The 23,334-nt window shown below is 42.0% G+C and carries 24 protein-coding genes and 3 pseudogenes; 19 read left to right on the top strand and 8 right to left on the bottom strand.

Features of this window, described 5'->3' with window-relative positions; genetic code table 11:
* Positions 1-163: 163 nt before the first annotated feature.
* Positions 164-1,159 carry a DnaJ C-terminal domain-containing protein gene (locus tag H6G92_RS18515; RefSeq protein ID WP_190895096.1) on the top strand — a complete coding sequence of 332 codons (996 nt, stop codon included), beginning with the start codon at positions 164-166 and terminating at the stop codon, positions 1,157-1,159.
* Positions 1,160-1,398: 239 nt separating this feature from the next.
* Here H6G92_RS18515 and H6G92_RS18510 read toward each other — a convergent pair whose 3' ends face one another.
* On the bottom strand, positions 1,399-1,758 hold the full coding sequence (locus H6G92_RS18510) for a type II toxin-antitoxin system prevent-host-death family antitoxin (protein WP_190895095.1): 360 nt from the start codon (positions 1,756-1,758) through the stop codon (positions 1,399-1,401).
* Between the two features lie 147 nt (positions 1,759-1,905).
* On the opposite strand from H6G92_RS18510, the gene H6G92_RS18505 reads away from it, so the two are divergent.
* Both H6G92_RS18505 and H6G92_RS18500 read left to right on the top strand, forming a co-directional pair.
* Positions 1,906-2,427: a J domain-containing protein gene (locus tag H6G92_RS18505; protein WP_190895129.1), complete on the top strand. Its 522-nt coding sequence runs from the start codon at positions 1,906-1,908 to the stop codon at positions 2,425-2,427.
* 31 nt (positions 2,428-2,458) lie between these two features.
* Positions 2,459-2,731: a DUF3143 domain-containing protein gene (locus H6G92_RS18500; protein WP_069071493.1), complete on the top strand. Its 273-nt coding sequence runs from the start codon at positions 2,459-2,461 to the stop codon at positions 2,729-2,731.
* Positions 2,732-2,849: 118 nt separating this feature from the next.
* On the opposite strand, the pseudogene H6G92_RS18495 reads toward H6G92_RS18500, so the two are convergent.
* From H6G92_RS18495 to lysA, 4 genes and pseudogenes are all read right to left on the bottom strand, one after another.
* Positions 2,850-3,425, bottom strand: a pseudogene (locus H6G92_RS18495) (N-acetylmuramoyl-L-alanine amidase family protein); the annotation flags it as partial.
* 455 nt (positions 3,426-3,880) lie between these two features.
* Positions 3,881-4,630, bottom strand: a complete 750-nt coding sequence (locus H6G92_RS18490; RefSeq protein WP_069071491.1) for an isoprenyl transferase — start codon at positions 4,628-4,630, stop codon at positions 3,881-3,883.
* A complete protein-coding gene (gene cdaA, locus H6G92_RS18485) occupies positions 4,627-5,550 on the bottom strand; it encodes a diadenylate cyclase CdaA (RefSeq protein WP_190895093.1) in 924 nt (307 codons plus the stop codon). The genes H6G92_RS18490 and cdaA overlap by 4 nt, the downstream gene beginning before the upstream one ends.
* Before the next feature lie 108 nt (positions 5,551-5,658).
* Complete coding sequence (gene lysA / locus H6G92_RS18480; protein ID WP_190895092.1) at positions 5,659-7,068, bottom strand: diaminopimelate decarboxylase; 1,410 nt, start codon at positions 7,066-7,068, stop codon at positions 5,659-5,661.
* Between the two features lie 92 nt (positions 7,069-7,160).
* Here lysA and rimI point away from each other — a divergent pair, with 92 nt between their 5' ends.
* The 6 genes from rimI (at position 7,161) to H6G92_RS39555 (ending at position 13,305) form a co-directional block, all read left to right on the top strand.
* The gene (gene rimI / locus H6G92_RS18475; RefSeq protein WP_190895091.1) at positions 7,161-7,712 is read left to right on the top strand and encodes a ribosomal protein S18-alanine N-acetyltransferase; all 552 of its coding nucleotides are present in this window, start codon (positions 7,161-7,163) and stop codon (positions 7,710-7,712) included.
* Between the two features lie 420 nt (positions 7,713-8,132).
* On the top strand, positions 8,133-10,601 hold the full coding sequence (locus tag H6G92_RS18470) for an ATP-dependent Clp protease ATP-binding subunit (RefSeq protein WP_190895090.1): 2,469 nt from the start codon (positions 8,133-8,135) through the stop codon (positions 10,599-10,601).
* 309 nt (positions 10,602-10,910) lie between these two features.
* Complete coding sequence (locus tag H6G92_RS18465; protein ID WP_190895089.1) at positions 10,911-11,459, top strand: hypothetical protein; 549 nt, start codon at positions 10,911-10,913, stop codon at positions 11,457-11,459.
* Positions 11,460-11,612: 153 nt separating this feature from the next.
* Positions 11,613-12,209: a hypothetical protein gene (locus tag H6G92_RS18460; protein ID WP_206758844.1), complete on the top strand. Its 597-nt coding sequence runs from the start codon at positions 11,613-11,615 to the stop codon at positions 12,207-12,209.
* A gap of 359 nt (positions 12,210-12,568) precedes the next feature.
* On the top strand, positions 12,569-12,760 hold the full coding sequence (locus tag H6G92_RS18455) for a DUF6888 family protein (protein WP_190876219.1): 192 nt from the start codon (positions 12,569-12,571) through the stop codon (positions 12,758-12,760).
* Positions 12,757-13,305: a DUF6887 family protein gene (locus tag H6G92_RS39555; RefSeq protein WP_190895131.1), complete on the top strand. Its 549-nt coding sequence runs from the start codon at positions 12,757-12,759 to the stop codon at positions 13,303-13,305. Before H6G92_RS18455 ends, H6G92_RS39555 begins: the two co-directional genes overlap by 4 nt.
* Positions 13,306-13,409: 104 nt before the next feature.
* On the opposite strand, the gene H6G92_RS18445 is transcribed toward H6G92_RS39555, so the two are convergent.
* Positions 13,410-14,651: a DNA cytosine methyltransferase gene (locus H6G92_RS18445; protein ID WP_190895087.1), complete on the bottom strand. Its 1,242-nt coding sequence runs from the start codon at positions 14,649-14,651 to the stop codon at positions 13,410-13,412.
* A gap of 239 nt (positions 14,652-14,890) precedes the next feature.
* Here H6G92_RS18445 and H6G92_RS18440 point away from each other — a divergent pair.
* The 9 genes and pseudogenes from H6G92_RS18440 to H6G92_RS18400 all read left to right on the top strand — a co-directional run.
* A pseudogene (locus H6G92_RS18440) lies at positions 14,891-14,980 on the top strand (Uma2 family endonuclease); the annotation flags it as partial.
* 281 nt (positions 14,981-15,261) lie between these two features.
* Positions 15,262-15,795 carry a bidirectional hydrogenase complex protein HoxE gene (gene hoxE, locus H6G92_RS18435; RefSeq protein ID WP_190895086.1) on the top strand — a complete coding sequence of 178 codons (534 nt, stop codon included), beginning with the start codon at positions 15,262-15,264 and terminating at the stop codon, positions 15,793-15,795.
* Entirely contained in the window at positions 15,782-17,425 is a 1,644-nt protein-coding gene (locus H6G92_RS18430) for a NuoF family protein (RefSeq protein WP_190895085.1), read from the top strand. The genes hoxE and H6G92_RS18430 overlap by 14 nt, the downstream gene beginning before the upstream one ends.
* 9 nt (positions 17,426-17,434) lie before the next feature.
* The gene (locus H6G92_RS18425; protein WP_190895084.1) at positions 17,435-17,632 is read left to right on the top strand and encodes a hypothetical protein; all 198 of its coding nucleotides are present in this window, start codon (positions 17,435-17,437) and stop codon (positions 17,630-17,632) included.
* A 137-nt stretch (positions 17,633-17,769) separates the two neighbouring features.
* Positions 17,770-18,486: a bidirectional hydrogenase complex protein HoxU gene (gene hoxU / locus H6G92_RS18420; RefSeq protein ID WP_190895083.1), complete on the top strand. Its 717-nt coding sequence runs from the start codon at positions 17,770-17,772 to the stop codon at positions 18,484-18,486.
* A 36-nt stretch (positions 18,487-18,522) separates the two neighbouring features.
* Positions 18,523-19,047, top strand: coding sequence for a DUF3122 domain-containing protein (locus H6G92_RS18415; RefSeq protein WP_190895082.1), 525 nt, complete (start codon positions 18,523-18,525; stop codon positions 19,045-19,047).
* A 40-nt stretch (positions 19,048-19,087) separates the two neighbouring features.
* Positions 19,088-19,633: an NADH-quinone oxidoreductase subunit B family protein gene (locus H6G92_RS18410; protein ID WP_190895081.1), complete on the top strand. Its 546-nt coding sequence runs from the start codon at positions 19,088-19,090 to the stop codon at positions 19,631-19,633.
* Between the two features lie 121 nt (positions 19,634-19,754).
* The gene (locus tag H6G92_RS18405; protein ID WP_190895080.1) at positions 19,755-21,203 is read left to right on the top strand and encodes a Ni/Fe hydrogenase subunit alpha; all 1,449 of its coding nucleotides are present in this window, start codon (positions 19,755-19,757) and stop codon (positions 21,201-21,203) included.
* 147 nt (positions 21,204-21,350) lie between these two features.
* Positions 21,351-22,205, top strand: a complete 855-nt coding sequence (locus tag H6G92_RS18400; protein WP_190895079.1) for a sulfurtransferase — start codon at positions 21,351-21,353, stop codon at positions 22,203-22,205.
* A gap of 88 nt (positions 22,206-22,293) precedes the next feature.
* Here H6G92_RS18400 and H6G92_RS41160 read toward each other — a convergent pair.
* Positions 22,294-22,488, bottom strand: a pseudogene (locus H6G92_RS41160) (chitin binding peritrophin-A domain-containing protein); the annotation flags it as partial.
* Between the two features lie 12 nt (positions 22,489-22,500).
* Positions 22,501-22,632 carry a hypothetical protein gene (locus H6G92_RS40375; RefSeq protein ID WP_277926757.1) on the bottom strand — a complete coding sequence of 44 codons (132 nt, stop codon included), beginning with the start codon at positions 22,630-22,632 and terminating at the stop codon, positions 22,501-22,503.
* 188 nt (positions 22,633-22,820) lie between these two features.
* Here H6G92_RS40375 and H6G92_RS18390 point away from each other — a divergent pair, with 188 nt between their 5' ends.
* Positions 22,821-23,294: a hydrogenase maturation protease gene (locus H6G92_RS18390; RefSeq protein WP_242059189.1), complete on the top strand. Its 474-nt coding sequence runs from the start codon at positions 22,821-22,823 to the stop codon at positions 23,292-23,294.
* The last annotated feature ends 40 nt before the right edge of the window (positions 23,295-23,334 follow it).

Raw genomic sequence — 23,334 nt, 5'->3', positions numbered from 1 at the left:
TAGGAGTGAGAAGTTAGAAGTGAGGAGTAATAAATTAAAAATTAAATCTTTCAACTCGTAATTTTCAACTCATAACTCCTAACCCTTAACTCCTAATTAATCCAAAATCGTTCGACCGAGCGCTCACGCCGAAGACTAAAATCTAAAATTTAAATAACTGACTATGCAAAATTTGCCGAATTTCCGCGATTACTACGAGATTTTGGGAGTATCTAAAGATGCCTCTAGCGAGGAAATTAAAAAGGTTTATCGGCGGTTAGCGAGACAATATCACCCCGATCTTAATCCGGGTAATAAAGCATCTGAGGATAAATTTAAGGATATCGGCGAGGCTTATGAAGTCCTTTCAGACACAGCCAAGCGATCGCAGTACGACCAGTTTAGCCGCTACTGGAAGCAAAAAGGCTTTGCGGGCAACAAACAGACACCAAAGGCTAAAACTTGGCAAAGTGCTCCTAGCGATCGCAACGGGAATCAGGACGTAGATCCAAGCCAATTCTCTGACTTTGAAAGCTTTATTAATCAAGTTATCGGCGTCAAAAATAAGAGTGCAGCAAGTAACTCCAATAATGGCAATACTAGCGATCCGTTTCGTTCCCCCAGAACAAAAGTTGCCTACACCGTTAACACTCCACCTCGCACTACCCGTCGAGATATAGAAGCCAGATTAACGCTCCCATTAGAAAAAGCTTATCAAGGTGGTAATGAACGCATTCGTTTGGAAGATGGGCGATCGCTAGAAGTTAATATGCCACCAGGGATGGTAACAGGTCAAACCATCCGTTTGCGGAACCAAGGCGTTGGTGGTGGTGATTTATACTTAAAAATTACCGTTGAACCTCATCCATTATTCAAGCTAGAAGGTTTAAATATCGTCTGCCAAGTACCGGTTACTCCCAGCGAGGCAGTTTTAGGAGGACAAGTAGAAGCACCTACTCTTGATGGGCCTGTAAAAATGACTACCCCTCCCGGAGTTAGGTCTGGTCAAAAATTTCGATTAGGCAATAAAGGCTATCCCAGTGAAGACGGTAAACGTGGCGATCAGTTAGTAGAAATTCAAATAGTTACACCGAAAAATATTAGTCAAGAAGAACGAGAACTTTACGAAAAGTTACGGCAAATTGAAACCTTTAAACCTCGTGCTGATTTAATCCGTTAGGGATGAGATAGCATATCCAGCTATTGACCAAAATAATTTGTAATTAATGCTATAAATCCCTGAATTTATTAATGGATAAAAAATGTAATCAATATTTCAAGCCCTGTCATCTATTCGTGGGGACTTAACTATGAATTACGAATTATTTTGACCATTAGCAGCGTTCAAATTATTTGGCGCTGCATATTTCCAGATATTTTCAATATCTTGCGCTGCTTGGGTAGAAATCCAAAATCGACTCATACAGAATCGCTGTCAGCCAATTTTTCCTGCTCTCGTGCTTTAATATTTGCAAAAAAAGCCGAAAGTGACTCGTCATTATATTCAGTATACTGGCCGCTTTCAAGTTGCTTAATCCCAATGTCGATCTGACTCCGTAACGCTTCTAGCTTAAGTTTTTGCAGTTCTTCCTCAAGGCGAGCGAGTTTATCTATCATCTGCTGAAACGCTTGCGCTTCATGTACCACAACCTCCGCTTTCCCGTTTACAGTTAGTACAAGCGGGGATTTTGTGGTCTTGATCCGCTCTAGGTAGTCTTTAGCATTGCGCTTGAAGTCGGTGAGAGTTTGAATATTGTCAAGATTAATTTTGATATCCATCGCATCTAATTAAATGCTTTATAAAATATTTTATCAGATACTTGAGATGCTGTGTCTTCTTCTGTCTTCGCCAATCACAAAGGATTTAGAATATAAAAAATATCTTTGAGCAAGGTGACTCAAACAGCCGTGAATCACAACGGGGCAATGCCACAAAGCAGTAAACCAACTTATTACTCCCTGCTAGGACTGCATCCCTCGGCATCGGTAATCGACATTCGTCGTGCTTATCGGCAACTGAGCAAACGCTATCATCCTGATACTACAGACTTGCCTACTGCGATCGCCACTCTCAAATTTCAGCAAATCAACGAAGCCTACGCTACCCTAAGCCATCCAGAACGGCGGTTAAGCTATGATTCAAAAATTGGCTATTCTCGCTTTGCGGTGATTCAACCACCTCCAGACTTGAACCGTCCCGTCTCGCGTCATGACTGGTCAAAATCAGCTTACCTCGATGCGAGCGATCGCCCTCTCTCATCTGGCGAAATTTTTGCTTTATTTATGCTGGTGTTAACATTTGTAGGTTGTCTTCTACTAGCAATTACCATTGGCTTAACTCGTGGTGATGCTGCGATCCATTCGCATTTGCTACAGCCAACTCCATCTGTACAACAGCAGATTACTCATGTATCGCAACTAATTACCCTTATGGTAATTAAAAATTAAAAGATTTCCTAATCCAAAATCGCAAATTCCTATGCCTCTTCTTCCCTCTGATACCCCGTTATATAATCATCCCCTGCCACAAATTGAACAGTGGCTAAAAGATCAAGGCTGTCAACAAGACGACACACAGAGACATTGCTGGCATGTGCAGCGGCCTAGTTGGAAAGCTGAACTATGGCTCGATGTTGAGCAAATCGTAGTGCGATATGTCCAATCTGGGGAAAATGGACAAGATATCCAACGTTCATTCAAGTATTCTCTTAGTCGGGATGATGTAGAACAAGCGGTGTTTTCTGGGCCATAAGGAAGAGTACAGTTCACCGTAATAAGTGCGTAATTTACCGCCGTAGGCATCGCCAATTTTATAAAGTAGGTAAACCAAAAAGTTTTTCCCTCTCAAATTAACTTTATTTGCATCGATGCTATTTAGATCGCAGAGTGATTGCACCCTGAAACCACTCAACAACGCCATCTGCCAAGACTCGCGCTAATTTTTTTTGTTCATCGGCATTGGTTATCCATTCAAATTCTTCGGGGTTGGTCATAAAACCCAGTTCTATTACCACTGATGGTGCTGTAGAGGGACGAGTTAGCGCCAAGTTATTCCAAAATACCCCCATTGATGAACGTCCTAGCTGGTTAACTAGATAATTGTGGAGAAAAACGGCTAGGCTATGGGCTTGGGAATGATACCAAAAAGTTCTAATGCCCTTGGTATTCTCTGCATCTCCATCGTCAGGTACTGCCGTGTAATGTATAGTTAGAGCGATCGCTGGTTGTTGTTGATCAATCATGGCTTGGCGATCAGACAAAGCTAGTTCTCTGTCATCTTCTCGCGTCATCACTACTAACGCGCCTCTTAAGACCAGTTCATCACGCAGCAACTTAGATACTGTCAGGCTGACATCTTTAGCTAAATATCCTGTTGGCCCAGCCGCGCCAGTTTCTTGCCCTCCGTGCCCTGGGTTAACTAAAATCTTAATCCCAGATAAGGGTTGTAATTGTAACTGTGCAAAAGCTGGTGAAGAAATGAATATGGAACTGATCGCTAAACCTAAAATTCGTTTCACTTCTTAATATAGACTCCTATGTAACCATTCTTCGACCTAAAGGTACGGAGCTTTGTCCCCCTCCCAACACTACTAACAATTGCTTGTTCACTTATGTTGTTTGCGGAACTTACAGGCGCGGTTACGTTTGACCAGAGGATGTACTCACCCCCACACCCCACGACTCAATTTGCGTGGATACGCGCTATCTCACTCGGTTACTACTTAAGCTTTGGAAACGAGTCAATTTCCTGCATTTAGTAATTTCACCGTATATTGATTTTATAGTAAAGCTGTCCTCCAAAGACGGGGTTTCTACCCAAATTTCTGATGAGGAAGATGAGGGAGATGAGGAGAATAAACCAATGCCCCATGCCCCATGCCCAATGCCCAATGCCCCTCCCTTAAACTTTCCCAAATCGCCGTTCCCGTTGCTGGTAGGCACACAAAGCGCGATGAAACTCAGCCCGATCAAAATCTGGCCAGAGAGCATCGGTAATATAAATTTCTCCATAAGCCATTTGCCAGAGAAGAAAATTTGAGAGGCGCATTTCTCCACTGGTACGAATTAACAAATCTGGGTCACTAATTCCTGCTGTGTACAAGTGGCTTTCAAACACCTGTTCATTAATTTCATTGGGTTGTAGCAGACCTTGCTGAACTTGTTTGGCGATCGCTTGACAAGCTTGTAAAATCTCCTGCCGTCCGCCATAATTAGTAGCTACCGAAAACCGGATACCCCGATTATCCTTAGTTTCTTCCATTGAACGGGATATTTCTTGTTGGAGCGATCGCGGCAAGTCCTGCAAATTTCCCACAAACTTAATTTGAACATTCTCTTCGACCATTTCCCGTAATTCTTGGCGCAAAACTCTTTGAAACAGAGTCATCAAAAAATCCACCTCTTCCTGTGGTCTTTTCCAGTTCTCTGTCGAGAAAGCATAAGCTGTAAGTGCCTGAATCCCCCAATCTTGACAACAGCGAAGTAAATCTTTGAGAGCATCTACCCCTCGCTTATGACCCATAATCCGAGGTAGACCCTGACGTTTAGCCCATCGACCATTGCCATCCATGATCACGGCAACGTGCTGCGGCAATAGTTCTCGTTTTAAGTCAGTAGGCAAATCTTGCAGTTTAGTTTGTTGTGCTGTCATTTTTTATCTCGAGAAGCGGTCGATGGTAATCCGAGTAAACGTGAAACCAGTGCTAGTGTCTTCCCACCTATCTGACGAACAAAACTCAACAGACCAGGAGCAACAGCTTCCCTATCGACGGTTGGGGATAAAAGAGCCTCTAATGACTCTTTCAGTTTCCTAATCGTCAGCGGTCTATTTAGGGTTCCCCTTTCCGCTAAGGAAATGGAACCTGTTTCTTCAGATACGACGACACAAATGCAATTTTCGACCCGCTCAGTAATTCCCATTGCCGCCCGGTGGCGTGTTCCCAACTGGCGCGAGGCTGTGCGTCCCGAAAGTGGTAAAATTATACCCGATGAAACGATCCGTGAGCCACGAATTAATGTTGCTCCATCGTGTAACAAAGTTTTTGGCTGAAAAATTGTCTGGATTAGTTCTTTAGAAACTTCCGCATTTAGCTTTACTCCTGGCACAGAAAAATCTCGCTCATCAATTGGCCCTGTGGTTTCCACAATTAGTAAAGCTCCAATGCGGTTTTTTGACAATTCTTTAACAGCCTCAACAATTTCATCAATTACACTATCAGATTTGGGGATTGCCAGCCGATCGGGTTGAAACAACTGGCGGAATTCGCCACGCCCCAATTGCTCCAAAAATCGTCGAAACTCTGACTGTAGAGCAACTGCCATCGCCACAGCACAACCAATCACCAACTTTTCCAGTACAAAACTTAGCAGAGGTAGTCCTAATCTGCCACTTAGTGCTGAGGCTAGCATTAAGATAATGAATCCCCTCACCATCCATAGTGTTCGGCGCTCACTAATGATAACTAGTATCATGTAAGTCAGCGCCAGCACTAACACAATATCCAGAGTCCCAAGTAGCAAGGACTGTGACCATCCTAGGTTTATCAGCCATTGCTTCCACCAATCTCTCATGACATCTGGATTACACTTTTGCCTCTAATTACATTTATTCATTAGTCATTAGTCATTAGTCATTGGTCATTAGTTCCTGGCTAATGACTAATGACCAAGGACTAATGACTACATTTTCAGTCTTTCTGGTAGGCGATCTTGTCGAATTAAATCTTGATAAGTTTCACGTTGCAAAATTAAATTTGCTTCGCCATTCGCCACAACAACTGCTGCCGGTCGGGGCAAGCGGTTATAGTTAGATGCCATACTGTAATTGTACGCACCAGTTCCCATAACTACGAGAATATCTCCTGGTTCAGTCTTTGGGAGTAGTGCATTGTGAATCAGAATATCTCCTGATTCACAATGTTTACCAGCAATTGTGACTGTTTGGGTTAAAGGAGAAGACATTTTATTGGCAACTACTGCCCGATAAACTGATTGGTAAGTAATTGGGCGGGGATTATCGGACATTCCCCCATCGATCGCTACGTAGGTACGAATTTCTGGGATAACTTTGGATGAACCAATAGTATAGGCAGTGACGCAAGCTGTGGCAATTAGCGATCGCCCCGGTTCACACAGTAATTTTGGCAAAGGTAAATTTTCGGCTACACAAGCTTCTTGAATTACCTCACAAATCGGTTTCACCCACTCTTCAATGCTGGGGGGATCGTCTGATTCTATATACTTAATACCTAAACCACCACCGACATTTAACTCTGTAAAATTTAACCCATACTTCGCTGCATCACGTAACCACTGTACCATCAGAGCCGCTAAATCTCGATGCGGTTGGCGCTCAAAAATTTGGGAACCGATATGAGCATGTAACCCTAAGCAGTTAAGGAAAGACTGTTTGCTGACAAAAGTAAATAATTCCTCTAACTCATTTGGATCAAAGCCAAATTTACTATCTAGTTGCCCCGTGCGGATATATTCATGTGTGTGACATTCAATACCTGGGGTCAAGCGCAACAAGAATCGAGGCTGTACGGAGGGGGAATTTGCTGTCTCAACAATTTCTACCAAAGTGCGTAACTCATGCCAGTTATCCACCACAATAGTGCAACCGACTTCTGTGGCAAAAATCAGTTCTTCACGAGATTTATTGTTGCTATGAAGATAGATTTTCTCAGGATTGACGCCTGCTTGCAGCGCAGTGTAAAGTTCACCGCCTGATGCGACATCAATTCCTAAACCTTCTGATGCGGCGATCGCACAAACTGCTAAACAATTCCAAGCTTTTGAGGCATACAATACTTGAGATTCGCCCTTGTAGTACTGCTTGAAAGCATCTCGGTATTGCTGACAAGCCGAACGCAGGGTTTCTTCATCTAAAATATATAAAGGTGAACCAAACTGCTCAACTAGGGTTGTGACATCACACCCACCAATTTCCAGGGAGTCATGATTATGAACTCTGGCAGTTAAGGGTAAAAGTTCTTGATTAGGCGATGGATTTGCCTTGGTGTCGTGCCTGTGAGGTAAATATTGACTTCCAGAATGTTGAACCCCAGTGGGGTGAGTCGATACCATAACTATAAAAATTGTCCTTGTTCAAATTAGGGGCTTTGAGTTAGTCTCCCGATTCCCAGTTTACAAAGGGTTTGTAATCTTATTCAATAAATGTGATCTCATTAGATTTAGAAATTAAATTACTGACACTAGAAAATCTCAGTGCTATTCTGGAACTCGATCAAGCCTGTTTTGGTGGACTTTGGACTCGGGACGGCTACAAACGAGAATTGGATAGTCCCAACAGCGATTTACTCGGTTTATTTTCCCCATCCTCCAGCACAAGTTTGCTAGGAATGGGTTGCTTTTGGTCAATTTTAGAGGAAGCCCACATTACAATTTTGGCGGTTCATCCCCAATATCACCGTCAAGGAATGGGTGCAGCTTTACTATATTCACTCATTAAGACAGCTTGCGATCGCAAAATGGAGCGAGCTACCCTCGAAGTCCGAGCCTCTAACTTGGCGGCAATATCTTTATATCAAAAATTTGGCTTCAAAACAGCAGGGCGGCGGCGGCGTTACTACCAAGATAACGGTGAGGATGCATTAATCCTTTGGATGTCAGACCTGCAACACCCGCATTTTCAAAAGACTTTGGACAATTGGCATACCCTAGTTAGCGATCGCTTGAGCAAATCCTCTTGGCACTTGCTTTTTAAGTAGTTGAGGATTATTAATTTTGAATTATCCGGGTTTATGATCAGCTTCAGCAAAAAAATGCAACTTTGCTGCGTTTATCTATATTTAAATATTTTATAAAAAAATAAAAGACTATAACAAAATTTTATATAAATTGGTTTTGGTTGATATTTAAAAACAAATATGTTATTAGTAGTTGTTTGGGATTGAGTGAATCAACTCTCAATGTAAGCAGTGAACTGTTTGTAATAAATCCCAAAAAGGCTGGTGAACTAAACCTCCTCAGTACACTAGCCAGATAAAAGTAGTCAATAGTTAATCAATTAGCCCATCAACTCAAGTCATAGCTTCAGGATGTCTATAATCTGTTATACAGGCATCCAAAAGCTTTGCCTGTGCTAAAATCAGCATACCGGCACGACCGCAGGTGATGGGAAAAATGCCATGTTTGAACGCTTCACAGAAAAAGCCATTAAGGTAATCATGCTGGCCCAAGAAGAGGCCCGCCGTTTAGGTCACAACTTTGTTGGAACCGAGCAGATCCTCCTGGGTCTGATTGGCGAAGGCACTGGAGTGGCTGCCAAGGTGCTGAAATCAATGGGCGTCAATCTCAAAGATGCCCGAATTGAAGTTGAAAAAATTATAGGACGGGGATCAGGCTTTGTTGCCGTGGAAATTCCGTTTACGCCACGGGCAAAGCGAGTTTTAGAACTCTCCTTGGAAGAAGCACGCCAACTGGGGCATAACTACATTGGCACCGAGCATCTGCTGTTGGGCCTAATCCGCGAAGGGGAAGGTGTAGCAGCCAGGGTGCTAGAAAACCTCGGTGTGGATCTATCTAAGGTAAGAACCCAAGTCATCCGCATGTTGGGAGAAACTGCCGAAGTTTCACCAGGCGGTTCATCCGGGCGCACAAAAACCCCGACTCTGGATGAATTTGGCTCAAACCTAACCCAGATGGCGATAGACAATAAGCTCGATCCAGTGGTGGGACGCGCCAAGGAAATTGAGCGTGTAATCCAGATATTGGGTCGCCGAACTAAAAATAACCCAGTGCTGATTGGGGAACCAGGGGTTGGTAAAACAGCGATCGCTGAAGGTTTAGCTTCACGCATTGCCACCAAAGATGTCCCTGACATCCTCGAAGATAAACGCGTAGTCACCTTGGATATTGGTTTGCTCGTAGCAGGAACCAAGTACCGGGGTGAATTTGAAGAACGCTTGAAAAAAATCATGGATGAAATCCGCTCTGCGGGTAATGTCATTCTCGTGATTGATGAGGTACACACCTTAATTGGTGCGGGTGCAGCAGAAGGTGCCATTGACGCAGCGAATATCCTCAAGCCAGCTTTGGCAAGAGGTGAGTTGCAGTGCATCGGTGCTACAACCCTAGATGAATACCGGAAGCACATCGAGCGAGATGCAGCTCTAGAGCGGCGTTTCCAGCCAGTAATGGTTGGTGAACCTACAGTTGATGAAACAATTGAAATTTTATATGGTCTGCGCGAACGCTACGAGCAACACCATAAACTGAAAATCTCCGACGAAGCATTGGTAGCGGCGGCGAAGTTATCAGATCGTTACATTAGCGATCGCTATCTCCCAGATAAAGCCATCGACTTAGTTGATGAAGCTGGTTCTAGGGTGCGCTTGATTAACTCCCAACTGCCACCCGCAGCCAAAGAGTTAGACAAAGAACTGCGTCAGATATTAAAAGAAAAAGATGACGCGGTGCGCTCTCAAGACTTTGACAAAGCTGGGGAATTGCGCGATCGCGAAATGGAAATCAAAGCCGAAATCCGAGCGATCGCTCAAAGCAAGACCAATGCAACAGGCACAGAAGGTGAAGAACCTGTAGTTACAGAAGAAGACATTGCCCATATTGTCGCTTCTTGGACTGGGGTACCGGTGAACAAACTCACCGAATCTGAATCTGAAAAGCTGCTGCACATGGAAGACACCTTGCATCAGCGTTTAATCGGTCAAGATGAAGCTGTGAAGGCAGTTTCACGGGCAATTCGTCGCGCTCGTGTCGGTTTGAAGAATCCCAATCGACCCATAGCTAGCTTTGTCTTCTCTGGACCTACTGGTGTAGGTAAAACCGAGTTGGCGAAGTCCCTAGCTGCTTACTTCTTCGGTTCCGAAGAAGCAATGATCCGCTTAGATATGTCCGAATACATGGAGCGTCACACCGTCAGCAAGCTGATTGGTTCCCCTCCAGGTTATGTTGGCTATAACGAAGGTGGTCAGCTGACCGAAGCCGTGCGGCGGCGTCCTTACACCGTGGTGTTGTTCGACGAAATCGAAAAAGCGCACCCCGATGTATTCAACATGCTGCTGCAAATTTTGGAAGACGGTCGGTTAACTGATGCCAAAGGTCGCACGGTGGACTTTAAAAACACCTTGCTGATTTTAACTTCCAATATTGGTTCTAAGGTAATTGAAAAAGGCGGTAGCGGTATCGGCTTTGAATTCTCCGAAGATGCCAGCGAGTCAACTTACAACCGGATTCGCTCTTTGGTTAACGAAGAACTCAAGCAGTACTTCCGTCCAGAGTTCCTCAACCGACTTGATGAAATTATCGTCTTCCGTCAGTTGAACAAGCCGGAAGTGACCCAAATCGCCGAAATTATGCTCAAGGAAGTATTTGGTCGTCTGACGGAAAAGGGTATCACCTTAGAAGTCACAGACCGCTTCAAGGATCGGTTGATTCAAGAAGGTTACAGTCCCAGCTACGGCGCAAGGCCATTACGTCGGGCAATTATGCGCCTGTTAGAAGATAGCCTAGCAGAAGAAATTCTGTCTGGTCGTATCAAGGATGGCGATACAGCCCTTGTTGATGTGGATGAAAATGGCGTTGTGCAAGTTAGTTCTCAACAGCGCCGGGAATTGTTACCCCAAGGTGTTGAGTAAGATTTAGGGTTTGGGATTTGAATCTCAAATAGAAAATTAGAAAACGGTAGAGCAATAAGCACTCTACCGTTTTTTATTGTCAATATATACAAATCAAGGCTGATAAGCTGTTTCACATTTAACTTGCATAATTAAAGCGGATAAGATGCCCATGCTACAAGACTTCATAAAATCTGACTATAGCAAATTAGATAAGTTTTAGCAGACCATAACACTAATGCTGGACATTTAACGATACTGATTGGTATGCTATATTTGATACAAAATTTACAAGTCTTGCTAAGTATAGGCTAGGTGTAATAACTTCTTATGAAAAAAGTAAGAAAAATATCTACTTTTCCACTAATATTACTACTATTTGTATTGCAAACAGCTTGTAGTCGTCTTTCTTCACAGCAATTAGATAGTGGTATACAAAAATCACCTGACCATAGAAATCAGTCTCATGATCCCACAACACAGATTAGTAGTGAGCCTAGTGAATCAAGGCAGAATTCACAGCAAGAATATAGTTATGATTCTGAAGAAGTAAATGAAGCATCCAATATTTCGGAGCTACCAGGAAATTGGACACTATTAGCAAATAATGATACAGAGCAGGCTGGATTTTGGGTTGAAGTTGATTCAATTAAACGAAGTGGAAGTACAGTAATAGTGAAGACTTTGTTTAAAAATCCTCAACAAGGATATACGCAACTTTTAAGATTTGACTGTGAGTTTTATATAGTTCGGTTGCTTGCGACAAATGGAGAGCAACCCGATCCATATCATCAGCCTGAAGCATATGCATCGATTGGAGAGAAAATTCAGCCTGGAACTTTTGTTGACAAGCTTTATCAATCTGTTTGTCGAAAGTAGATTTACAGTAGAAGGTCTACTAGTGGATATGGATGTTAGTTTGCCGACGCAAAAATTCTTAGAGGGTATAGATTAATAAGTATGCGGCTAATAAACGTTTACTTGAAGCTAGTATAGTATAAATTTTTAGTTTTTATTAGGAAAATTATCAAAATGTACAAAATGGAAATAAAGACTTTAGAACTTTTCAATTACAAAGCATATGAATTAGGCCAATCGAGTTTCAATACTTTTTTGCTAAACTCAGAACCTAAGATAACTATAGGTTCTGGAAGGTTGAATCAAGAAAACTTTCCGAGTAAAGACTCTATCAACGCTTGTGTTTTAACTATTCGGCTTTTTATGCAGGATAACGAGCGTATTTCTCTGAGAAAAGTTAAGCGCATATATGAAGATTTACCAATAAATACTGAGAAAAAAGCACGTTTTGATAACCTACGAAATAAATTTAATGATTTTTTAGATAGGAAATCTCTCTGTCAAAGAAATATCATTATTATTATTGGTGAGGCTGCAACTAACACGCCAACCAATAGAGATATTTTAGAAGCTTTTATATATGGTGAGTATGCACATTTTACTCAAAGAGAAAAATACGAAATGCTCACGAAACAACCATTCGATGAACTTTTTACAGGGATGGAGTTTATTATGATTTTGAGGAAAATGATACAAACAATTTTGGATGTCTCTGATGTCAACCAAGAAGTTATCTCTGATTTTAAAAAAACAGTCACACTCACTCAATAATATTGATTTTTCTCTTAGTCAACCTTAATAGCGTACTTTAAAGCAACACGTAACGCACATAATTTTTACCTTGAGATAGAATCAACATAAGTCAGCAATTAGTGTTAATTTATAGAAGTTCTACTCTCTCTTGTAACAAGAATTGCGTCATGTTGATCAGTAGGTATTGATGTAGGGCTAACTAATTCGAGATTAGCTGAACGCCACTTATCATACTCAGTTCTAATTTCAGTGAGATATTTTTTACTCTCAACATCTCTGTCTTTCGTGCGGTGATTTTCCTTTTGTTCAAGATTAGAGCCGTGAACTAAAGGGTTCCTAAAGCGATATAATCAGTAGATAAATTAAGTAAAGTCGATATGAAGCCCACAAACGAACAAACTCAGGGACTCTACAGGCTTTGTTATCGACTTACTAATGTCATTTACCCTGGATGGCCATACACAAACATCGAACTTGTTAGGGTAGATGAACGTACTGGAAACTTATACGTACTTGCTGGCGAAAATCTGGACTTTGAGATTAAACCAACCGGAGGGTATGAACCATGACAGTAGCTAAGTATAAAGCAATGAATCTCAATGAACTACGTCGCTATGTTCTCACTCACCGAGAAGATGTTGCAGCTTTCCATGTGTATATTGATCGCTCAAAGTCTGAAGGGCAAATGATCAGCATAGACTTGAATGATGAGAATTGGGAAGACAAAGTTAAAGAAGCAATTAAATATAGTTCCAATGCTATTCGTTGGCACTGTAAGAATACACCAAAATATACTAAAGAAGCTCAGATAATTTCTGAATGGTGGAATCATTTAGATAATAAATTTGTTACCAAGCATCATCTTACTGGAATAGAAATTGATCAAACTGGAATCTGGGAACCAATTCAAATTAACCCGCCAGTGCAAATACGCATCAGCGAACCAAGTTTAGAAATTGGTCAATCTACTACGTTGCTCAAATATAGAGGTCAAGATAACTCTATAAATCAAATAGAAGCCGATGCTATTGACTTGGATATTGCAAAGCAAAACCTTTTTGTTTGGCCGACTCAAGCAGCAGAGGTTTTTATTTTCTCAACAGACGCTACTTAAAACTTTGCTGTACTCAGTTCTAATCTTGCTGAGATATTTCTTACTCTCAACGTCTATGTATTTTGTGCGGTGATTCTCCTTTTGTTCGAGATTAGAACCGTGAACTAAAGGGTTCCTATCGCTTTTGGGCATAGCTCTAATTTATCTTGAAGATAAAGTGCGATCGCTTTAGCAAGAATAGGTGGTACAGCATTACCTACCTGATTGTACTGGCAAAGAAACTTCTCATCAAATCTCTCTTCTCGATGTAATAACTTGTGAGATACAACAGTCTTCTTCCCTATAAAGCGATAAGTGTCAGGAAAAGATTGGATACGTGCCCCTTCACGGGCTGTCAAATTGCGATGCTGGAAAGGATGAAGAAAATTGGCGTAAAACGAAGCGGCTATTGTATGTGATGGTTTATATGGATTTAAACGTCGGTTATTCTGGTCATAACTTATCTCAGATAACTCACCATTTCCGCTACGCCGTCTAGCCCCATGTTCTTTTGGTGCGTCTGAACTTGATTCACCCCATTTAATATGTTTGAAACGTTCTACAAGCCTCTGGGAATGATCCATTGCAACATGATTGTAAAGTGTTTTACTGCCATTCCTGATCCAGCTTTGATAGTTATTGAGAGGTTTTGAAATGTAAGGTTGTTCCTCTTCACCCTCACGTGCATTCAGTGGTGGTAAATCTGATATGGCATCCCACAAGCTAAGGGCAGGAAGTAAACCCATACAGGTAAATATTGATAATTGAGAGCTATTTATATGTAATAAATCTAAAGAGTGTGTTTTTGGAGGAATACCTAATTCTTTTCCTGTTTTATTTCCAACAATAAAAATACGCTCCCTAATTTGTGGTACACCATATTCAGCAGCATTTAATGACCATATTTCTACAAAATATCCTAGATTTTCAAAAGTTTCTTTAATGATATCTGTTACTTTTCTGCCTTCATTATTTTTGCGCGAAAACAAACCTTTAACATTCTCCATTACAAAAGCTTGAGGTTCGAGAAAACATATCCACTGAGCAAAGTTAATGAATAAACTATTTCTAGGATCTTTAGGATCTTTTTGTGCTGGCCCGGCAATGCTAAAGCCTTGACACGGAGGCCCACCAATAACAATATCCGGCTTGAAATGACAGATATCCTTAATGCTACTTGCAGAGTTTAAATCACGAATATCCTGTTGAATAACTGTCATATTAGGGCGGTTATGGCGCAGTGTATCACAAGCCCAGGCATCAATCTCAACGGATAAAGGAACAGAGAAACCTGCCATCTCGAAACCTAGACCAAAGCCGCCAGCCCCAGCAAACAAATCAATAGTGATAGGTTGTGCTGTTAGCATAGACTCTTAATGTGGTTACTCATGTGATTTACATTCTAAACACTCTAGGATGATACCCTTGTAGCTCTTTGTCAACCTGCTACACGGTTATTCTGGTCAAGGTATCTGGCTATAAGTAATTTTTAATATTCTTAAGGACAAACTGTCTTTATCTTCAATCAATCAACTTCTTTTAAATAAGACCTGAAGTGCCTTTAAAATGGGAGAATATAAAGAATCATTGGGAGAAATCAATCGTCATGACTGTGATAGTTGCTGAGTGGACGATTGACGAATATCACCGCATGATTGACGCTGGCATTTTGAGCGATCGCAAAGTGGAACTACTTTAGGGAGAAACCGTATTAATTCCACTCCTAGCACAAATGCTGTTTCAAAAATACCAAGGTGCGATCATTTACCCGTTCTGCGGCTTCGGATTTTCCATTCCTTTTCCCCATCAAGTTTTAACCCAGTTGAAGAGGCTGAACAGATTTTAGCAATGCCTCCCCCTCTCCTTGTTCTCTTTTGGTCAACATGAGCTAGCGTATCTCACAAGTTTCTCAAATTGTTCTCCTATCATCATAACTGTGAGACTCGCAACATCCTGAAGAGACGAGAGGCTCAAACGATGAATTCAGAATCTGCTGTTAAGAGGAACAACACGACAAAAACACCCTCCCTAACTCGTGGTGATAAGCGCTTTAAAATGCTGGAAGCAACTATAAAACGCTACCAGTATCAACAGGATGCACTCATTGAGATATTGCATAAAGCGCAGGAACTGTTTGGTTATTTAGAAAACGATGTATTAATTTACGTTGCTCATAATCTCAAGTTGCCACCTAGTCGAGTTTATGGTGTTGCCACTTTCTACCATTTATTTTCACTTGCCCCTAGCGGCGTACATACCTGCGTGGTGTGTACGGGTACAGCTTGTTACGTTAAAGGCGCTGAAGCTATCCTGGCAAATTTAGAAAAGTCTATTCACATCCACGCTGGTGAAACCTCAGCAGATAGACAAATTTCACTGCTAACAGCAAGGTGCCTGGGTGCTTGTGGAATTGCACCTGCTGTAGTATTTGATGGTACCGTTTTAGGCAATCAAACTGCTGAATCAGTCCTTGATCGCATCAAAGGATGGTTACAAGATGGATCTACCTGAGTTAATTGAAATTGCCCAACAAGAAAGTGCTTCAGAGAAACCTGTGCAAATTCGCTGTTGTGTTGCGGCTGGTTGTCTGTCTGCCAATTCACAAGCCGTCAAACAGCGTTTGGAAGAAGCTGTCACAGCAGAAAATTTGGCGGAAAAAGTAGAAGTTCGTGGCGTTGGCTGTATGCGTTTGTGCTGTCAAGGGCCATTAGTACAGATTGAGAGAAACACCGAATCAGAAAGTCTAGATACACTTTACGAGAAAGTCACACCTGATGATGCACCCTCAATTATTGCCGCTCTGAATGGGGGAGAGACAACAGTCCAACAAGGTGATTTAACTCATCCATTTTTTACATACCAGATGCCGATTGTTTTAGAAAACAGTGGCAAAATCGATCCAGAACGCATTCAATCTTATATTGCCGCCAAAGGTTATCAAGCCCTTTACCATGTCTTGCGGGAAATGACTCCTAGCGAAGTAGTAGATGCTATTACCCGCAGTGGTTTACGGGGACGTGGTGGTGCTGGTTATCCTACAGGTTTGAAATGGGCAACAGTTGCTAAAGCAAAAGGCGATGCCTACGGCGAGCGAAGCGATCGCAAATTTGTAATCTGCAATGCCGATGAAGGCGATCCGGGGGCGTTTATGGATCGCAGCGTCTTAGAAAGCGATCCCCATCGCGTTTTGGAAGGAATGGCGATCGCAGCCTATGCTGTCGGCGCAAACCAAGGCTACATCTACATCCGAGCAGAATATCCTATCGCCATCAATCGTTTGCAAACTGCAATTCGTCAAGCACAACGCCTTGGCATCTTAGGCAGTCAAATTTTCGATTCTAGCTTTGATTTCAAAATTGATATTCGTATTGGTGCTGGTGCTTATGTATGTGGTGAAGAAACTGCTTTAATGGCTTCTATTGAAGGTAAACGCGGTACTCCTCATCCCCGTCCGCCTTATCCTGCTGAGTCTGGTTTATGGGGCTATCCAACCTTAATTAATAACGTTGAAACTTACGCCAATATTGCACCTATTATCCACAAAGGTGCTGACTGGTTCGCTAATATTGGCACTCAAAAGAGCAAAGGCACAAAGGTTTTCGCTCTAGCTGGCAAAATCCGTAACACAGGTTTAATAGAAGTACCGATGGGAACTTCACTAAAGCAAATTGTGGAAGCAATGGGCGGTGGCGTACCAGATGGCGGTGTGGTAAAAGCAGTCCAAACTGGCGGCCCTTCTGGGGGATGTATTCCAGCAGCAGCTTTTGATAGTCCGGTGGATTATGAATCACTCACTCAACTTGGTTCAATGATGGGTTCCGGCGGCATGATTGTCATGGATCAAACTACCAACATGGTGGATGTCGCCCGCTTTTTCATGGAATTTTGCATGGATGAATCTTGTGGTAAGTGCATTCCCTGTCGGGTGGGGACGGTGCAGTTATATAAATTGTTGACAAAAATTAGTGAAGGTAAGGCATCCTTTGCTGACTTGGAACTGCTAGAAGAACTATGCGACATGGTAAAACATACCAGCTTGTGCGGTCTTGGTCAGTCTGCACCTAATCCGGTATTTAGTACCTTGCGTTATTTCCGTGATGAATATTTGGCTTTGATTAAAGAAACCGCCATATCTAAATAGGTGGGTCAAATGTTTACCAAAATTTTCTTCGGCATTGGTGCATTGCTGGCGATCGCATTCATAGTTTTAGTCATCATTCAGATAAAGAACGAAAAAGAAGTGAGTAAGATTTGGCGATCGCTAGAATCGTCACCAACAAGCGATCGTGTCACTGAACACAATTCAGAGTTCTTTCAAGCAAATATTGAGCGGGCTGAGTTTTGTTGAGTATAGCAGGAGGCAGGAGGTTAAACATTACTGTTCCTAACATTTACACTCTCAAAATGTCCTAATCTATATGCTCTTTACCGGAACTCAAAACAATCACTCTTGTGTTGATGAATGACTAAAAAAGTGAGGTAAAAATGGCAGTCAAAACTTTAACAATCAATGAGCAATTAATCAGCGCCCGTGAGGAAGAAACTATTCTCCAAGCAGCGCAGGATGCAGGGATTCACATTCCGACTTTGTGTGACCTAGAAGGAGTTGGAGATGTTGGGGCTTGTCGGCTTTGTTTAGTAGAAATTGCTGGCAGTAATAAACTTCAACCTGCTTGTGTGACGAAAGTTACTGAGGGTATGGAAGTTGAGACAAATAGCGATCGCTTACAAAAATATCGTCGCACAATTATCGAAATGTTATTTGCTGAAGGTAATCACATTTGCTCGGTTTGCGTAGCTAATGGTAATTGCGAATTGCAAGACTTGGCAATTGAGATGGGTATGGATCATGTGCGTTTGGATTACCATTTCCCCGATCGCAAAGTCGATGTTTCTCACGATCGCTTTGGTGTTGATCATAACCGTTGTGTTCTTTGCACTCGTTGCATCCGTGTTTGTGACGAAATTGAAGGAGCGCACACTTGGGATATGGCGGGTAGAGGCACAAATTCCCATGTAATCACTGATTTAAATCAGCCTTGGGGAACCTCAGATACTTGTACTTCCTGTGGCAAATGCGTTAATGCTTGCCCTACAGGTGCGCTTTTTAACAAAGGATCAAGCGTCGGAGAAATGAAACGCGATCGCGCCAAGCTTGATTTCTTAGTCACAGCACGGGAAAAACAACAATGGCTTATTTAGTCACTAATCATGAATTAGCACAATGAGGTAAATCTAATGTTACGCCGCATCTTAAAAACCTTTTGGTGGCTCCTATTGCTGGGAATATTAACAATATATATATACCTGGGTTTAGCAACTTTCACATCTCAACAGGTGATTGCTGCTGTTATTCAATTAGAAGAAGCGCCAGGAGAAATAGTATATCGCTCACAGCAAAAATTAAATGATGAATTAGGAAATTATTGGCAGGTTGTCTTGTTTAAGCGAGTTAATTCTAACGGCAATAAAATATCTTCAATAAATCTCCGGTTGGTGGGATTTCCCGGTTCTCAGGAACTGGGCCATCCCTTACCCCTGAAGATTACTACTGATACAGGTAAAGTATTGACTGCTCCTGATATTTTCCTCGATGAAGCACCAGCACCAACTATTGGTCAGTATGACTTCAAGGATGTTTTACCTCAATTGCCAACGGAAGATTTGTTGATTGGTATACCTGTAGGTAAACAACACTTCATCAATCTATCAATACCTCAATACATCGTGCAGGAATGGCAAGAAATTGCACTAAAGTCCTGAATGCTAAGGTCAAAATTCATTTGCTCCTTAAAAAAAGAAAATGGCTCGTTTAAAATTAGCGACGGTTTGGCTAGGCGGCTGTTCTGGCTGTCATATGTCTTTTCTCGATTTGGATGAATGGCTGATTGATTTAGCACAACAAGTAGATTTAGTTTTTAGTCCCTTTGCTGATGCCAAAGAATATCCTCAAGGGGTGGATGTGGTGTTAGTTGAGGGTGCAGTTGCCAATGAAGATCATCTGCAAATGATTCAGATAGTAAGAGAGCGATCGCACATTCTTGTTTCCTTTGGTGATTGTGCTGTTACTGGTAATGTTACTGCTTTACGCAATCCTTTAGGTAGTGCTGAACCGGTTCTTCAACGTTGTTACATCGAAGCAGCAGATATTCACGGCACAATTCCTCATGAACCTGGTATTGTACCAACCTTGCTAGATCGTGTGATACCAGTACATACAGTAGTACCAGTTGATATTTATTTGCCAGGATGTCCACCTTCAGCAACTCGGATTAGAGCAGTGTTAGAGCCGCTGTTAAGGGGAGAAAAACCACAGCTAGAAGGACGTGAATTTATCAAGTTTGGTTAACTTCACAAGTTACTCAGATTATTTATCTAAGTTGGAGTGAGGCAATTACCAAGTATCTTAGAAGCAATTTATACCCATATTGCATCAGCAACATTAGAAATTTGCTTGACCTGAAATAGTTATGAAAAAAGTAATCATTGACCCAGTTACCCGAATTGAAGGACACGCCAAAATCACTATTTATCTAGATGATACGGGACAAGTAAGCGATGCTCGTTTTCATGTCACAGAGTTTCGTGGTTTTGAAAAGTTTTGTGAGGGCCGTCCGCTTTGGGAAATGCCAGGAATTACAGCGCGAATTTGTGGGATTTGTCCGGTGAGTCATTTATTAGCATCAGCAAAGGCAGGCGATCGCATTCTTGCGGTTACAATTCCTAAAGCTGCTGAAAAACTTCGCCGTTTGATGAACTTGGGACAAATTATCCAATCCCACGCCTTGAGTTTCTTCCACCTCAGCGCCCCAGATTTATTATTAGGAATGGATAGCGACCCCGAAAAACGCAATGTATTTGGCTTAATTGCAGCAGAACCAGAACTGGCGCGTGGAGGAATCCGCTTGCGTCAATTTGGACAAGAGATTATTGAACAATTGGGAGGGCGCAAGATACATCCATCATGGGCGGTTCCTGGTGGTGTCCGCGAACCTTTATCAATAGAAGGACGCACCCATATTCAGAACCGCATCCCGGAAGCACGCACCACAATATTAGATGCACTGGGTAGATTTAAAGGCTTACTCAATGATTATCAAAGAGAAGTGCAAACCTTCGGGAATTTTCCTAGCTTATTTATGGGTTTAGTCACTCCTGATGGTTTGTGGGAGAACTACGACGGACATATTCGCTTTGTAGATAGCGCCGGGAATATTATTGCTGATAAACTCGATCCAACTAATTATCAAGAATTTATCGGTGAAGCAGTTCAACCGGATTCCTATTTAAAATCTCCCTATTATCGTCCTTTAGGTTATCCTGACCAGAGCGACCATTGTAGTCTCGATAGTGGTATTTACCGAGTAGGGCCTTTAGCGCGTTTGAATATTTGCAGTCATATTGGTACACCTTTAGCTGATGCGGAATTGAGAGAATTTAGAGATAGAGGTAAAGGCACAGTTACCTCATCATTTTTCTATCACTATGCCCGGTTAATTGAAATTCTGGCATCAATTGAGCGAATTGAAATTTTACTAGATGACCCAGATTTACTATCAAATCGACTGCGTGCTGATGCTGGCATTAATCAATTAGAAGGAGTGGGCGTAAGTGAAGCACCACGTGGGACATTATTTCACCATTATCAAGTTGATGAAAATGGCTTACTTCAGAAAGTAAATTTAGTAATTGCCACAGGTCAGAACAATTTAGCAATGAATCGCACAGTAGCGCAAATCGCGCGGCATTTTATTCACGGTTCAAAAATTCCTGAAGGTATGTTAAACCGTGTTGAGGCGGGAATTCGAGCTTTTGACCCTTGTTTGAGTTGTTCAACTCATGCGGCGGGGCAAATGCCTTTGCATATTCAATTAGTTGGGACGGATGGAAGTGTTGTTAATGAAGCTTGGCGAGATTAATCTATTCTGAATTCTTGCTTAAAAATAACGCAACTACAAAAGTTATCTCGTAACATTCAACATTCATTCTTTTGTAATTTGTATTTCAAAACGCAAATCTACCGGGCGCGATAATGCCTAATGGTACGATAGCAGAAGCATGAAAGCGTGAATACAAAACTCCTCATTTCTCCTCAAGAAGTCACGTCCCTGTTAGCAGAAAAGTCATCACAGGCTGTCATTATCGATACGCGAACTCCCGAAAATTATGCTATTTCTCATATTCCTCAATCCATAAATATTAGAGATTTTTTCACCTATCTTTTAGAGAATTCCTCTCCAGAAGTATTAAAGGTATTGCAAGAGTATTTTGCAGAAATTATGAGCAAACTGGGAATATCGGGTGCAGAACGGATAATTGTGTATGAAGATGCTTTAAATAGAGGTTATGGTCAATCTTGTCGAGCAGCTTTCTTACTGAAGTATTTGGGTTGCACTCAGGTATCTATCTTACACGGAGGATATAGAGCATGGCTCAGAGAGGGATTACCTACTACCGATGAAGTACCATTACGTGAAAGCAGCATATTTAGATTGCATCCCAACGCTGACATGATGGTGACTACCGCCGAGATGTTGCAAGCAATTGACAATCCAGCAATTATTAAATTAGATGTGCGCGATCGCAACGAATGGCTTGGGCTAAGTTCTTCTCCCTACAATCCTGATTTTTGTCCTCGCAAAGGTAGAATCCCTAACGCTGTATGGTTAGAATGGCATCATCTAATGAATTCTGAATCGGAAATCCCCACGTTCCGATCGCCAGATGAAATCCGAGAAATTTGTCAGTCAGTAGGTATTACTTCAGAGTCCATTGTGTATATTTACTGCTTTAAGGGTTCAAGGGCTGCTAATACATTTGTAGCCCTAGAACAAGCAGGAATTTCTGCTAAAAATTATTTTGGCTCTTGGAATGAATGGTCTCGTGATTTTTCACTACCCATCGATAGCACAGTCATGTAAGCTTCAGATAGTTAGCCAACCGATTGTAGCTGCATTTTCTCTGCGCGTAGGCGTAGTATGCCGTAGACATCGCAGACTCCGTTTCTTACTATTTCATGCTTTCCATAGGCTTGTAGCATTTAGAATTGGAAGGGAGCGCCCAAGCATGGTTACAGGTATTGTATCGGTCATCGAAAACAGTACCCGGTCTACAGTCAAAGTCGAACTTTGTTAACGATCTACCATCGCCAAAATCTACGCAACGGAAGAATTTGGTGCAGTCCTCTGGATCGGGGAAAAATCCCTCAGATGTACATTAGCCGGCCAGTGCAGTGCTGTTGCTATCCGTAGCAGGTGCAGGACTATTGCTATCAGCAGCGAGTGCAGGGCTAATGGCGACCCACATTGCTAAAATCATTGCACAACAGCACAACAGTATTTTTTTCATGGGTTCTTTTTACTTGTAAATTACAAGTTGGTGTATCAATTTGAATATATTCTCAGCATAAAAGTGAGAATGCAAGGACAGATAAGACAGTTAAAGAAAAAACCAGAAAATTTGTCGATTGAGCAGTTCTTCACAAGTTCTTCAAGTTTTTTGCATAACTTGAAAGTAGTGTTAGACAGCCAAAAACTATGAATTGCAATGCGATGGGCTACGCGCCGCCGGAGGCGATCGCCATTGGTTACGGTAATGAATTGCGTAGTGATGATGGCATTGGGCAACGAGTAGCTAAGGCGTTGCATCTATCAAACGTGAAATCTCTTGCTGTCCACCAACTCACCCCTGAACTGGCTGAAGCTTTAGCAAATGCTGATTTGGCAGTCTTTATCGATGCTTGTTTCACCTCTGAAAGTTCTCAGGTACAAGTACAATCGCTTTCACCTGAATCTTTCAAGATTATTGCAGGGCATATAGGCGATCCGCGATCGCTCTTAGCTCTGACTCAAGCTGTATACGGTCGTTGTCCGCCAGCTTGGTGGATAAAAGTACCAGGAGTAAACTTTGAATTAGGTTGCTACTTATCACCATTTGCTGAAATTGGAGTAGCGATCGCCCTAAAAAAAATTACCCAAATTATAGACGAAAATTTCAGCTTACTTCTTTAAAATTTTCTTGAACGGTTACTTTCCACCACAGGTAACAGCG

This window comes from Nostoc foliaceum FACHB-393, from assembly GCF_014698505.1.
Taxonomy (GTDB): Bacteria; Cyanobacteriota; Cyanobacteriia; order Cyanobacteriales; family Nostocaceae; genus Nostoc; species Nostoc foliaceum_A.
This window is presented reverse-complemented; position numbering and strand designations above follow the sequence as displayed.